We start from the raw sequence: 14,207 nt of genomic DNA, 5'->3' as shown, positions 1-14,207 counted from the left end.
TTTCTATAAATCGAGTTCAATGCAACTGCCATGCTTGGCGCGCGATACACAAGGCATAAGTAAGTGTTGACGTTCTTCGTCATTTAAAAAATGATCGTGATGGTCGATTTCACCCTTGTTATATTTCAAAGCACATTGCCCACAAACCCCACCACGGCATAAACTTGGCACTTCAATATTTTGTGCCTCTAACGCTTCTAATAGACTGTAATCACTGGCAACTTCTATGGTTTTTTGGCTTTTGCTCAGCTTTGCCTGAAATGGCGTTCCAGCAGGTGGTGATGTAAATGCTTCCCAATGCACCCGATGTTTTGACCATCCCAACTGCTGTGCGGCTTCTTGTACGGCCTGAATTAGACGATCCGGCCCACAAATATACACATGGGTATGCAAATCCTGCTGTTTTAATAGCTCTAATACATCCAAACGGCATTCGGTACGTTCTGAATAAACCTGTAACTGTGTTGGAAAAAGTTGATTCAACACCGACTCATAAGCATTGCTCAGCTGATCCCGACAGGCATAATGCAGCTCAAAACTGCCACCGCTATGTACCAACTGGCGAATGTGTGACATAAATGGGGTTATCCCAATCCCACCCGCAATAAACACATGGTGTTTGGCTTGTGAATGCAATGAAAATAAATTCAACGGCGTGGAAATTTTCAGAACATCTCCCACGCGTACCTGTTGATGCAAATAACGCGAACCACCACGCGAATCTTCCTGCAAACGCACTGCAATTTTATAATGTTGATCTTGGTAAGGATCACTGAGTAATGAATAGGCATTGCGTAAAATTCGGTCTTGCACTGGCAAAGACACCACCACATGACTACCAGATGAAAATGCAGGTAACGGTTGATCTATCGCTTGCAACGTAAATTCACGAATAATCGGTGTGATTTGCTGAACCTGACTGACTTTCACTGAAATTAAATTAGACATGGCTCACCTCTTTTCGTTCGGGTTTTCCAAGACTTTCAGCATTGGCACATACCCCCATGTAGGCACCAAGGCGTTCTGAAAAATGCGTTCGGATCAGTAAATCGACACCACAATGTTCACACTGGCAAAAATCTTCGGCAGCGCTGTCCTGCATATGAAAACAATGCACACAATACACTTGGCGTTTGCCTGCAATTAAGACTCTCGCGATTTCATCCTTGAACAACCCTGCTTGGCGCAGTGCAGCGTCAACCATCCAGATAAAATGTTCCTCACCACAAATCACTGCATGCCAGCCTGCCTGTGCCTGACTTAAATGTTGAGAAACGATGCGATGTAATTGTTTTGTCCATGTTGCCGAATTTTGGAAAACAAAAAAATGATTCCCATCCTCATCCTGCATTTTTTGCTGTAGATCTTGAACCGCTATTGTCTGAGATGATTGAACCAGAAATAATGTTTTTCCATGCTGGATGTGAAGATCATGGACATTCTGATAAACAGGCGTGCTAAGCATGTGTTCTTGCATCGCGAAGTCCCCATCTAGTGAAATAAGAAGATAAACCAAGAGTAAAATTATTTTCTTGACAGGAAAATTTCCTTGAAGGCATACCTCTTTAGGGGTATTTGGAAATGAAAATATTTTGAAAGTAATAAAAGCTTTAAGAAAATGCTCAATTCCAATAGGCTATTGTGACAGGCGAAATCCATGTCAGACTACAACACAAGGATGTTGTTAGCCCGACAAAAGATTTTTATTGCTTTTCATCTTTGCAAAGTAAGTCATCATCTATACACAATGAATCTGCACATTTACGGCAATCCAAGATAGTGGAAAGTGAAACAAGCGTATTTAACCAACTTTAGCTTCACCCAACTTTCTTACATTCTTCCTCAGCTGGCTGCAAATAGGCTTCTAACGAATCATCAAGTGCATTCAGCCAAGTTGTATGATGTGGTGTCGCCATCGTACCTGTAATTGCCGATTTATAAATATGATCACGGAAGGTCATAATGTTTTCTTTTTTATGATGTTTCCATTCCATAAAAATCAAACGCATCGCTTCAATGTCAACATCTGGATAGTCCGTTGCTTCAATCAATTCCAGAATGTAATCTCCCTGAAATTTATACATATCGGGTACTTCGGTAATGGCATTTTCAGTGTCATGCCATTGCTGGGTATGCGCCACCATCTCGTCATAAGCTGGCAGTTCAATCTTTCCTAAAATCACATCACGTGCATACCAAGCCTGTGCATCAAACATGTTGAAGGTATACCACTGATCTTGCATGCCTAAATAAAACAGTTTTGGATTTTTTTCCCAAACCACGCCTTTATATAAACTCAACGGATATAAACGGTTATCGGTTCTTAAACGTAGTTCTTCCTGTATGAATGGGAAATAGTGCAAATAACCCGTACACAAAATAATTGCATCAACTTGGGCACTTGAACCATCTGCAAAATAAGCGTGCGTCTGATCGACATATTGTAGTGCTGGGCGTTCTGACCAATTTTTTGGCCATTTATAGCCCATCGGTGCGCTGCGGTAACAACTAATAATTTGTTTTGCACCATATTTATAACATTGTGAACCAATGTCTTCGGCAGAATAGCTACTGCCAACCACAAGAACAGTTTTACCTTTAAACTCTAGGGCATCCCGAAAGTCATGTGCATGTAAAATCCGACCACCAAAACCTTTAAAGCCTTTATATTCAGGGACTTTTGGTGTAGAAAAATGTCCGCTTGCGACCACAACATAGTCAAAAAGTTCTGAATAAACTTCATCTTTTTCATAATCATGAACAGTGACAGTGAACTGTTGTGTGGCTTCATCAAACTCGATATTTCGGGCTGCGGTATTAAAACGTACCCAACTTCGCACATTAGAACCATCAGGTAAATTGGCTTTATCGATACGACCTTTAATATAGTCCCAGAGTACTTCTCGTGGAGGATAAGAACCAATCGGTTTGCCAAAGTGTTCATCAAAACTATAATCAGCAAATTCTAGTGCTTCTTTTGGCCCATTCGACCATAGATAACGATACATACTACTGTGGACAGGTTCTCCGTTTTTATCTAATCCTGTACGCCATGTATAGTTCCATTGCCCCCCCAAATCAGACTGTTTTTCAAAACACACAATCTCAGGAATTTCGATTCCTTTTTGTAGTGCCGACTGGAATGCACGTAATTGCGCTGTACCACTTGGACCTGCACCGATAATAGCAACTCGTGTCATGGTCATTCTCCCAAAAAGTTTAAAAACCAGATTATTTTTGACCCTGAAATAACAATAGGTCTGATTTTTAAGGAGAGAAATTCCCTGTAGTGGGTATGACGAAGGGGTTAGTTGTTCATTTTGGGAAAGGTTATGCGTCAAGAATGGATAAACTAAGGTTCACCTGATAACGTGTATTACGACCTCCCCCATCCATTTTTACAAGGCAACCCATTTGTAACAAATAAGTCAAATGGCGTGTTGCTGTGGCCTTACTGACTTTAGCCACTTTTTGATATTGTGAAGCATTAATCCCTTGTAAAAAGCCTCGTTCACCACCGTCTAAGAGACGATTTAAAACCTTGATCTGAGCTTCACTCAAATTACAATCATCATATTTTTTCCAGAACTGTGCCTTAAATAGTGTTCTTTGGATTTTATCTAGTGTTTCATCAAGACTTTGCTCAAGTGTTTCTAAAAACCAGTTCAACCATTCTGTAATATCTGACGTTCCTTTTTGAGATTGTTCCAATATTTCATAATAACTGCTTCTGCGTTTTAGAATCGTTGATGACATGGCATATAATCGAATACTTTGCTTATCCATTTGCGCTAATGCCAAATCTGTAATCATCCGTGTAATACGACCATTACCATCGTCAAATGGATGCAAAGTCACAAACCAAAAATGTGCAATCCCCGCTCGAATAAATGGATCAAGTAATACATTGTCCAAACTTTGATTAAACCATTGCACAAACTGCTCTAGACGACCTTCTAAACCTAAACGATCAGGTGCTTGAAAATGCACTTTCGGTGCATCCCATCGTCCAGAGACCACTTGCATAGGTTCATCTCCGCGTAATTCACCAATACGAATTTTATAAAGTGGTAAGTTTTGAGGGTCAGCAAATAACCATTGATGCCACTGGATCAAACGCTCAAATGTCAAAGGACGCTCTGTATTTTCCAAAGCATCTATTAAAATTTTTGCCATAAATTCTGTTTGAATAGTCACTGAAGCTTCGTTTTCAATGGGTATATTGAGATGCCGAGCTAAAGATGAGCGTATTGAATTGACATTTAAGGCTTCACCTTCTATTGCAGAAGATGAAATCAGGTTATTCACCAAAGCATCTAAAGTCAGTTTTTGTTTTTGAATAGACTCTGCATCATGGCCTAACAGCATACCTATTTTTAAATGGAGTTGGCGTGTCTTAGGTACAATGATTGTTTCATTCCAACTAAATTGAGTCCAATCTGGTTGCTGCCAAATCCATTTTTTCATCACGTGCTCGCCTGTTCTCATCTTATGAGCCGATTATAATTCTTATTTAGCTCATAAAACCAATAATTATGACTCTTTTGTGAGCCGAATATTTAAATTATTCAGCTCATAAGCCATCTTTCGGAAAGATCACACCTTCTACACCAAGCACCATATCACTTTCCGAATACAGTCCCTGTCCAATTTCCTGAACTTGAAGAATACTTTGATCTGCCCGAATTAACCGATAATCCAGATGAAATAAGGTTCGGGTACGAATAGCCGTTTGCGATATCGCCCAGACTTCATCTTCATCATCGGGATGAATGATCTGTCCATATAAAGGTGTATTGAGCAATTCATGTATGGCATAGCCTGTTATTTTCTCTCCCCCTTCACTGACATATTCCATCGTCCAGTCACGGTCATTGCGCGAACGATATAACATGATGGGTAAGCGTTTTAATAGATCATTCAAACTACGTTGCTGAGCAAACTGCAAATATTGCGCTTTAATCTGCTGTGTTTGATTAGAACATACCAAACACCAATACATCCGATTGTGCTTACGATCATGTTGTATATAGTTGACCGAAACTTCAAACCAGTGCAAATTTTTATGGCCATCCATCAAACGCAGCCGATATTGACTTGTCTGTGGATGATTCAGTAAATGTTTTAAATAATACACATCTTCAGGATAGACCCAATGGGAGAAATCCTGTTGTGGTATCAGAGTGTTACCTGCTGCATCAATATGAATAAAGTCGCTCCATGCAACATTATATTCATAAATATTTAAGTATTGATCGACCAATAAAACCAGTTCTGAAAAATGTTGAAATAATGGCGACCAACGCTGCTCGGCAGTTTCCGTCGGATGCAGGACTTTATGCAGTATTTTGAGCATATTACACTCCTTCCATGAAGGCTGTCCGTCGTTAGACGTGTCGAATGATTTTTAGATGTTGATGCGCCCAGACTGAAAGCTCCAAACGAGAATGTACATTCAGTTTTCGCAATAGGCTTTTGACATACACCTTGACCGTACCGTCACTAATTCCCAGCTCTCTCGCAATTAACTTATTATTGAGCCCCTTCGCAATCAGTAATAAGGTTTCCTGTTCCCGCATGGTCATTTCTGAAAGCAAGGCATGGTTATCATCTAGCGATTCAGTCATTTCCATAGATGTATCTGTTAATACATGATGGTTGAGCCGTAATTGCCGCGCTAAAATAGTAATACCCTGACGATGCAAAATCGTCTGACCATTTAAAACATCCTGTAAATTTGACAAAATCACCTCTGGCAGCGTGTCTTTTGGTAAAAAACCATTTGCCCCTAGTTGAATAGCATCGAGTATAATTTGTTCATCATCACTGGCAGTTAACACAACAATTTTTAATTGCTGATCTGTTTTACGAATTTCCCGAAGAATATTTAAACCAGATTCATCTGGCATGTGTACATCCAGTAACAACAAATCTGGATAATCCTGCTGCATCTGAGCTAAAAACTCTTTCCCCGAGGGATACTCTCCTAAAACTTGGTAGTGACCTGATTGTCGTAAAATATCCAAAACGCCACGCCGAAATAAGGCATGATCATCAACAATACTCACTGTGTAGTTTGGCATCGACATTTTGATGACCTCTTGATTTTTAATAATCTCAAATTTATGAATATGAATCCAGCTTGAGTAAGACACAGGTTCCCTGCGGTAGATTTGCCCCAAAACTTAGTTCGGCACCAATACGCTCAGCACGTTCCCGCATAATTTCCAGACCAAAGCTATCGCTACGTTTCTGATTTAAATCTAGCCCGCGCCCATCATCAGTTATACAGATTTGTAACTCACCAGATGAAAGATATTCCAGACGTATCTGTGCCACCGAAGCATGTGAATGCCGCACGATATTGCTCAGACTTTCCCGAATGATATAGAGCAACTGTACTGCCTGTTTAGCCGTCACTTTAAATTGGGGGATACGGTTATCTAACTCGAATGAAATACTCGATTGATGCTCAAATTCCTGAATGACTTTTTTTAATGCCGAAGAAAAATCCAGTTCTTGATAAGCCAAACGAGATGCTGTAATCAATTCACGCGTTTGTTGATAGGCATAATGGGTATAACTGGCAAGCTCGGAACTGGTATCGAGCAATGCTGCATATTGGGTATTCTCTTTACACTGCTGATGCAACTGCGCTGATTTAAGGCGTAAAAAGCCTAATATCTGTGCAATGCTGTCATGGAGTTCTGCGGCAACTTCCTTGCGTTCTTCCAATAAAATGCTGCGTAATTTATGTTGCTGTTGCAGCCAAATCTGTAACCCCTGTTCCAGAGACTGGTCAAGTAAGCGCATAGAATCAGATGGTAATTCTGCCGAGAACAATGGTGTATGTAACCGCCAGATCAGAATATCTTGTCCTGTTAATAACAACTTTGCCTGATAGGATGAAATGGTTATTTCCTGCGGTGCATCTTGATCTGCCTGATGCATGTAACTCGAATCATTCAATAAAGTTTGCTGAATCAACTCGATGTCACATCGCATCATTTTTTGTGTTTGTGCATGATAAATAAAGCATTCTTGCGTAAATGGATAACAAAAAACTAGACAATACATAATTGCCTGTACTGGAAAAAACAAGGGTAACTGCTGCTGTAGCTGTTCCAGAAATAGTGGCATTTGCTCTGAAATATTCTCCATTTGTGCCAGTTGTAACTCCAGACGTGCACAAAATAAATCAAATTGACAGGCAAATAAGGTCTGCTGCATCGACTCCAGATCGTTAAATTGCGTTCGTTTTTCAAACCAGTGCTGCCAAAACTTCATATTCATACCTAAAACAAAACTTTTAATTCTCGGTAAATTGCTGTTTATTTCGCACTTTCACCGATCATTGATTAGTTCTACATATTCTTCACGGTTAATTTTTTTGAGCAGGATTCATGCCAAAATTTAAATCTACCTCGTTTTAGGTATTCAATCGGTGCAATTGTGTTCTGTTTTACGACTAGAGATAGTGAATAACATTAGATAGGACAACCGACGTTATTGTTATCGGTTTTACTCCCGTCCACACAGCTACAGGTGATGTACATGGGACATTTACAACAACATCTTGCATCTGATCATAGTCTTGAAAAAAATAGAGATTTCTTTCATTTGCAAACCGCCATTCACTGTCTGAACCTGCGGGTTAATCCACAGTCGGTTGAACATTTTTTGCTTGAATCAGAAGACGAAATTGAACTGCATTTTCCTAAAGAGCAGTCGATTGAATTATTGGTACACGACTTACAGGGGCAAAGCCAACCTGAATATCTGCAATTGCAGACTGAGCAAGCTGTTCTAACATCGGGTATCGCACAAAATAGTTTGGCACAACTCGCAGAACAAGACCAATCATCACAAAAATTACAACAACAATTACAGCAATTGGGGCTTCAACAATCAGATTTACAACAGGTTCAATGCCTAACCCAACATGCGGGTCTGGTGCGTTTTAAAGCGACAGCCCCACTGCGACTAATTGTGTTCAACACGGGTAAAAATATGCAGGTTGATCAACAAGATTCTGTCGATGAAGTGTTTGTAAAACTCATTAAAGCCCAACCGCAATTTGAATATTTACCTGCTGCACTCGCAGAACCTGTTCAGGAAATTCGTATCCCACGCGCTTCGGCAAAAACATATAAAGTCAAAGCAGGTCAATGGATTCAGATTATTGATGTTTCAGGCAAACAATGTTCCGATTTTTTAGCTTTTGATCAACAAGCACTCACCCAAGGGCAGGAAATTGGTTTAGATGCCGTTGCAACACGAACCGTTTTGGGGCACAGCACACCAACACCTGGTCTTCATTCCCGTTTTTATGGTTCCGACCTGCAAACATTGGTCGAGGTCGTTCAAGACACTGTGGGCAGACATGATATGTTTTTAACCGCATGCAGCCCTAAATTTTATGAAGATTCTGGTTATTTTGGGCATATTTCTTGTACCGATAATTTCAATCAAATCCTGAGTCAGTATGGTATTCAAGCCAAAAGTGCATGGCCTGCCATTAATTTCTTCTACAACACACAAGTTGAACCCTGCGGCACGATTTCGATGGATGAACCATGGTCACGCCCTGGCGATTATGTACTGTTACGGGCACAAAAAGATTTACTGTGCGCCTCATCTGCCTGCCCCGATGATATCGACCCATCTAATGGTTGGGTGCCCACCGATATTCATGTCCGTATTTATGATGCATCTCAAAGTTTTCCACGTTCACAACCTTATCGTATTGCTCCAGAGGAGATGCCACGCATGACTAAAATGACTGGTTTTCATTCACGTATTTCTGCATTGACCTCAAAACTGGTGGAATATCATGGTTACTGGGTGGCATCGGAATACAACAATTGGGGCGCAAAAGCTGAATATTTGGCATGTCGTGAACGTGTCGCAATGATTGACCTGACCCCTTTGCGTAAGTTTGAAGTCACAGGGCCAGACGCTGAAAGTTTCTTGCAATATATGCTGACTCGAAATGTCCGTAAGCTGGCAATTGGTGAAATTGCTTATTCTGCGGCATGTTTAGATACTGGCGGCATGGTCGATGACGGCACTATTTTTCGTTTAGGCGAAAACAATTTCCGTTGGGTCTGTGGCGATGAATATAGCGGGACATGGCTCAAACAAAAGGCACAGGAGTTGGGCTATCGTGTCAGCATTCGCCAATCTTCCGATCAAATTCACAATGTAGCTGTACAAGGCCCAAATAGCCGCGAACTATTATCACAAATTATCTGGACACCAGAACATCAACCCAGTGTTGAAAAACTGGCATGGTTTCATTTCACTTTAGGCCGTTTAGGTGGTGCAACAGGCATTCCAGTCATGGTTTCCCGTACAGGCTACACTGGAGAACTTGGCTTTGAAGTCTGGTGTCATCCAAATCATGCCGAACAAGTTTGGGATGCCATCTGGCAAGCGGGCCAAGCCTTCGATATTGCACCTATGGGCTTTGATGCTCTAGATATGCTGCGTATTGAAGCTGGTCTCATTTTTGCACAACATGAGTTTGATGCCCAAACTAATCCTTTTGAGGCGGGTATCGGTTTTACAGTGCCATTGAAAAGCAAAGAAGATGATTTCCTCGGCAAACAGGCCATACAAAATCAAACGGCTGCCAGCCGTCATAAGTTGGTCGGCTTAATTTTAGAAAAAACTGAAGCTGCTGAACATGGAGATCTGGTCTATAACGGTCGTTTCCCTGTTGGCATCATCACCAGTGCGACCAACTCACCGACTTTAGGCAAACAAATTGCGCTATGCCGTATTGCACCACAACATGCAGCATTAGGTTCAGAAATAGAAATCGGTAAACTGGATGGCCAGCAAAAACGCCTGAAAGCCACTGTCGTTGCCTTACCATTTTATGATCCGGAACGTACCCGCGTTCGTTCTTGAGCTTACATTTTTTCGATATCGGTACATCCGTCAGGAGGTTTCATGATGATTTCTCGTTTTATCCCTGCTTTACTGGCAAGCCTGCTCTTTATGCCCATCGCACATGCAGCAGAACCCGCAGTACTTAATCCAACATCAACTGCATGGGTCATGACCTCGATTGTTTTTGTCATGATTATGTTCATTCCCGGACTAGCATTATTTTATGGTGGAATGATCCGCAGTAAAAATATCCTGTCCATCTGTACTCAATTTTTTGCTTTTGCAGGTATTGTCGGACTACTCTGGATTTTCTTTGTTTACAGCATGATTGTAGATGCAACTGGCATGGCTGAAGGCACATGGAATTTCTCTAGTTTTGTCGGTGGTTTTGATAAAGCTTTAATGAAAGGCATTACTGACCAAACGTTAATGGGTGAAATTCCAGAATATGTCACTTCTGTATTTGGTATGACCTTTGCCATGATTACACCAGCAATTGTGGTCGGTGGTTTTGTAGAACGGGTTAAATTCAGCGCGATTGTCATTTTCGCTATTCTCTGGACAACATTCGTTTATGCACCAATGGCACACATGGTTTGGGGGGGACCTGGATCTGTTATGCACAATTTGGGGGCTTTGGATTTTGCCGGTGGAACAGCCGTACATATTAATGCCGGTGTTGCTGCACTCGTAGGCGCAATTTTAGTGGGGAAACGTAAAGGCTGGAAAAGCCAAAGTCTTGCACCACATAACTTGGTTTTTACATTCATTGGCGCAGGTTTACTTTGGGCAGGTTGGTTTGGTTTCAATGTCGGTTCTGCCCTTGCAGCCAACAATAGTGCGGGACTCATCCTCATTAATACACAAATTGCAGCCTGTGGTGGAATTGTAGGTTGGATGATTGTTGAAAAATTCCTTGATACACATGTCTCTTCTTTAGGTCTGGCATCTGGTGCAATTGCCGGATTGGTCGGGATTACGCCAGCAGCGGCTTATGTCGGTGTCTTTGGTGCGGCGGCGATTGGTCTTATTACAGGTATTGGCTGCTTCTATGCAGTAACGCGCCTAAAACATATCATCAATATTGATGATTCACTGGATGTATTCGCCCTGCACGGCATTGGTGGGATGCTAGGTTGTATTTTAACTGGTATTTTCGCCTCACCAACTTTAGGTGGAAATATTGCAGGCTTACAGTTTGGCAGCCAATTTTTAGCACAAGTCATCAGTATTGTCATTACAGTGATTTACAGTGGCGTTCTGTCTTGGGTCATCTTTAAACTTATTGAAAAAACAGTTGGCTTACGTGTCAGCCATGAACAAGAAGAACAAGGTCTAGACATCTCTGACCACAACGAACGCGCATATAACTAAAACCATAATTGTCAGGAGAATGAAGCCTTTTATTCTCCTGATTTTTTATTTTTAAGTGGCATAGGAGTTTTAGAAAATTATGAATATTGGCTGGCTATATTTATTCATCGCAGGCATTGCAGAAATTTTCTATGCAGCCACTCTGGTTAAAACTGATGGTTTTACCCGACTGATTCCGAGCATATTTTGTTGTATTTTTATCTGTGTCAGTATTTATTTATTGTCCTTAGCCACCCGTAGTATTCCGCTTGGAACTGCATATGCAGTGTGGGTCGGTATAGGGGCTATTGGTACAGCTGCTTATGGTATTTTTGTTTTAGGTGAAGCTTATAACCTCGCTCGAATAATGTGCTTAGCGTGTATCTTAGTGGGAATTGTTGGACTCAAACTATCCTCTTTTATCAAATGAATTCTGGTTTTTATACATTCTGTGATAATGATTTTGGCTAAACACTTATTCTTTTTTTCCTCAATTAACTCGACTGGAGATAACACAATATATATCTTCCTCACTTCGTTCCCCTCATCTCTACTTTACCCCTCTTTTTTTTGCCAACACATTTAAAAATCCAAACACACAATATCAAAAATAATAATATTTTTAATTACAATCATTATCATTTACAATCTGAAAAATTTAAAATCCCCCTCAGAGTAAAACAATAGGAAATAAGATGAAAAATCATAAGTTTTTTATAGGGAAATCTAATGCAAAGAAGATCATTCCACTTCTTTCACTTAGTGGAACCATCTTTCTCTCAAATCCAACTTTTGCAGAATCAGCTTCTGACACCATAGAAACAGAAAAAAAACCTGAAGTTCTTCCTACTATTACCATTACCGCTTCACGTGCAGATGAATTTTCTACTTCGGCTAAGCAAGTCACCAAATTAGATGAAAAACAAATTGAGCTTTTAAAAAATGGATCGTCTGGCAACATTGCAACTGTTTTAGCCAAAGCTGTACCAGGTCTATCCGACTCAAGCCGAACCATTACCGATTATGGTCAAACTTTACGTGGCCGTAATGCGCTCATTTTGGTTGATGGCGTTCCAATGAACCTCACACGTGACACATCACGTGGACTTTCAGCCATTGACCCTGAAAGTATTGCCAACATTGAAGTGATTCGTGGTAGTAACGCAATTTATGGTGGCGGTGCTGCGGGTGGTATTATTTCAATTACTACGAAAGCTGCGGGCGGTAAACCTACCGCAAAAACCGTCATTGGGCTACAAACACCTTTAACGAATTTCCGTTCTGATGCTTTGGGTGGAGATATTCACCAATATTTCACAGGTGGCTTTAACACCTTTGATTATGCATTCGACTTCGGTTATCAACGTATTAGTAGCCCTTACGATGCAAGTGGTAACCGTGTTGCACCTGAACCAAGTCAGGGCGACCTTTACGACTCAAATGGTTATAGCCTCGGCGGTAAGCTGGGTTATCACATTGATGACAACCAATATCTACAGTTTGCTGCAAACTATTATAATGCGACACAAGACTCAGATTATGCATCTGACCCAAGTGTTAAAAAAGCTCCAGCTGGAACTGTGCCAGCCAAAGCAATTAAAGGATTAAAGCTCAAAGACCAAAATAAAAATGAAAACCAGATATACAATTTAACCTATACCAATAAAGACTTATTGGGTAATAAAGTTGATGCTCAAATTTATTATCGTGATTTCTTTACTCGCTTTTCACCATTTGATGCTCGTGGAAATGCTAACCGTGGAAAACAAGTCGACCAGATTTATCAAGAAAATAACGTACTCGGTAGCCGCTTAACTGTTACAACACCACTTGAGTTTTTAGGCGATACCTCATTGGTTTGGGGTGGTGACTTCAGCCGTGAAAAAAGCGAAATGCCTTTAGATATTTTCGATCAAAAAATTTATGATCAATCTGGTGGTCTAGAATTTGTAAAAACTGGCAATCTCATTTATTTACCCGAACTCACCACACAAAGTGTTGGTGGCTTTGTACAGTTAAAACACCGCTTTAATGATCAATGGTCAGCAGAAGCTGGGACACGCTATGAAGACAGTTATGCGCAAATTGATAGCTTTGTTCCATTATCACAATTAGGCAAAACTAACCCTTACACTGTTCCGGGCGGAAAAGTGAAAGCTGATGCATGGTTATACAATGCTAATGTGACTTTCTCTCCAAATGATCAAAACTCGATTTACGCATCGTTTAACCAAGGTTTCCAGTTACCTGATGTCGGTTTGATTATCCGTAATGCTGGTGAAGGTTTTAACCTTGGGTCATCATTCTTAGAGCCAGTAAAAGTTAATAATTATGAACTCGGCTGGAAAGGTAACTTTAATAACATCTCGTCAAGCTTAGCGGTATTCCACTCTACTTCTGACTTGGGTGCTGTGCAATCATTCAACAATGGTTTAGTACTAGCAAGAACCAAAGAAAAAGTTACTGGTGTTGAAGCAACGCTTGATTATCTTGATGATGCAAATGTTTGGGGAACTGGTGGTAGTGTTACGTGGATGAAAGGCCGTGAAAAACCTCAAAACGGTGCTGAACAGGACATGACAGGTTTCCGTATTCCACCATTAAAACTCACAGCTTACGTTTCTTATAGCCCAACTGAAACTTGGACGAATCGTCTACAAGCAACTTACTTTGGTTCAAAAGATTATCGCCTAAATGATACCACCACCTCTGGTCGTGCCAATGTAAAAACGTATACGACAGCAGATCTAATCAGTAGCTTTGCCCTAAACAAAAAAGACACGATGACAATTGGTTTAGAAAACATGTTTAACTGCAAGTACTATCCGCTCTATAGCCAATTATTAAGATCTGGTAATAACACTAGCCACTTACTTGCCAATGGTATAACACTTAAAGTAACGTATAGTCATAAATGGTGATCAAAATTTAAATAAACCTGAATACATAAAATAGCC

General features: G+C 40.6%; 11 protein-coding genes. 4 read left to right on the top strand and 7 right to left on the bottom strand.

Going from position 1 to position 14,207, the window contains the following annotated elements:
- Positions 1–3 precede the first annotated feature (3 nt).
- The 7 genes from ABDV70_RS00540 to ABDV70_RS00510 all read right to left on the bottom strand — a co-directional run bounded on the left by ABDV70_RS00540 (position 4) and on the right by ABDV70_RS00510 (position 7,287).
- Positions 4–948, bottom strand: a complete 945-nt coding sequence (locus ABDV70_RS00540; protein WP_343594586.1) for a PDR/VanB family oxidoreductase — start codon at positions 946–948, stop codon at positions 4–6.
- Positions 941–1,477: a dimethylamine monooxygenase subunit DmmA family protein gene (locus tag ABDV70_RS00535; RefSeq protein WP_343594584.1), complete on the bottom strand. Its 537-nt coding sequence runs from the start codon at positions 1,475–1,477 to the stop codon at positions 941–943. The genes ABDV70_RS00540 and ABDV70_RS00535 overlap by 8 nt, the downstream gene beginning before the upstream one ends.
- A gap of 340 nt (positions 1,478–1,817) precedes the next feature.
- On the bottom strand, positions 1,818–3,200 hold the full coding sequence (locus ABDV70_RS00530) for an NAD(P)/FAD-dependent oxidoreductase (RefSeq protein ID WP_343594583.1): 1,383 nt from the start codon (positions 3,198–3,200) through the stop codon (positions 1,818–1,820).
- 130 nt (positions 3,201–3,330) lie between these two features.
- The gene (locus tag ABDV70_RS00525) at positions 3,331–4,467 is read right to left on the bottom strand and encodes a Fic family protein (protein ID WP_343594581.1); all 1,137 of its coding nucleotides are present in this window, start codon (positions 4,465–4,467) and stop codon (positions 3,331–3,333) included.
- A gap of 106 nt (positions 4,468–4,573) precedes the next feature.
- On the bottom strand, positions 4,574–5,356 hold the full coding sequence (locus ABDV70_RS00520; protein WP_343594579.1) for a PAS domain-containing protein: 783 nt from the start codon (positions 5,354–5,356) through the stop codon (positions 4,574–4,576).
- A gap of 31 nt (positions 5,357–5,387) precedes the next feature.
- A complete protein-coding gene (locus tag ABDV70_RS00515) occupies positions 5,388–6,089 on the bottom strand; it encodes a response regulator transcription factor (RefSeq protein WP_343594577.1) in 702 nt (233 codons plus the stop codon).
- A gap of 34 nt (positions 6,090–6,123) precedes the next feature.
- Positions 6,124–7,287: an ATP-binding protein gene (locus ABDV70_RS00510; RefSeq protein ID WP_343594575.1), complete on the bottom strand. Its 1,164-nt coding sequence runs from the start codon at positions 7,285–7,287 to the stop codon at positions 6,124–6,126.
- Between the two features lie 267 nt (positions 7,288–7,554).
- Between ABDV70_RS00510 and ABDV70_RS00505 the strand changes: the two genes are divergently transcribed.
- The 4 genes from ABDV70_RS00505 to ABDV70_RS00490 all read left to right on the top strand — a co-directional run bounded on the left by ABDV70_RS00505 (position 7,555) and on the right by ABDV70_RS00490 (position 14,171).
- On the top strand, positions 7,555–9,915 hold the full coding sequence (locus tag ABDV70_RS00505) for a DUF1989 domain-containing protein (protein WP_343594573.1): 2,361 nt from the start codon (positions 7,555–7,557) through the stop codon (positions 9,913–9,915).
- Between the two features lie 45 nt (positions 9,916–9,960).
- Complete coding sequence (locus ABDV70_RS00500; RefSeq protein WP_343594904.1) at positions 9,961–11,271, top strand: ammonium transporter; 1,311 nt, start codon at positions 9,961–9,963, stop codon at positions 11,269–11,271.
- A gap of 79 nt (positions 11,272–11,350) precedes the next feature.
- Complete coding sequence (locus ABDV70_RS00495; protein ID WP_343594571.1) at positions 11,351–11,680, top strand: multidrug efflux SMR transporter; 330 nt, start codon at positions 11,351–11,353, stop codon at positions 11,678–11,680.
- 253 nt (positions 11,681–11,933) lie between these two features.
- Entirely contained in the window at positions 11,934–14,171 is a 2,238-nt protein-coding gene (locus tag ABDV70_RS00490) for a TonB-dependent receptor (RefSeq protein WP_343594902.1), read from the top strand.
- Positions 14,172–14,207 lie beyond the last annotated feature (36 nt).

The sequence above is a fragment of the Acinetobacter sp. genome, from assembly GCF_039596015.1.
GTDB lineage: Bacteria > Pseudomonadota > Gammaproteobacteria > Pseudomonadales > Moraxellaceae > Acinetobacter.
Note: the sequence above shows the minus strand (reverse complement) of the source record. Positions and strands in the feature narration are given on the sequence as shown.

Coding starts and splice junctions, on each gene's coding strand:
- ABDV70_RS00505 (WP_343594573.1), top strand. CDS start 7,555: ATGGGACATTTACAACAACATCTTGCATCTGATCATAGTCTTGAAAAA.
- ABDV70_RS00515 (WP_343594577.1), bottom strand. CDS start 6,089: ATGTCGATGCCAAACTACACAGTGAGTATTGTTGATGATCATGCCTTA.
- ABDV70_RS00520 (WP_343594579.1), bottom strand. CDS start 5,356: ATGCTCAAAATACTGCATAAAGTCCTGCATCCGACGGAAACTGCCGAG.
- ABDV70_RS00530 (WP_343594583.1), bottom strand. CDS start 3,200: ATGACACGAGTTGCTATTATCGGTGCAGGTCCAAGTGGTACAGCGCAA.
- ABDV70_RS00535 (WP_343594584.1), bottom strand. CDS start 1,477: ATGCAAGAACACATGCTTAGCACGCCTGTTTATCAGAATGTCCATGAT.
- ABDV70_RS00525 (WP_343594581.1), bottom strand. CDS start 4,467: ATGAAAAAATGGATTTGGCAGCAACCAGATTGGACTCAATTTAGTTGG.
- ABDV70_RS00510 (WP_343594575.1), bottom strand. CDS start 7,287: ATGAAGTTTTGGCAGCACTGGTTTGAAAAACGAACGCAATTTAACGAT.
- ABDV70_RS00500 (WP_343594904.1), top strand. CDS start 9,961: ATGATTTCTCGTTTTATCCCTGCTTTACTGGCAAGCCTGCTCTTTATG.
- ABDV70_RS00540 (WP_343594586.1), bottom strand. CDS start 948: ATGTCTAATTTAATTTCAGTGAAAGTCAGTCAGGTTCAGCAAATCACA.
- ABDV70_RS00495 (WP_343594571.1), top strand. CDS start 11,351: ATGAATATTGGCTGGCTATATTTATTCATCGCAGGCATTGCAGAAATT.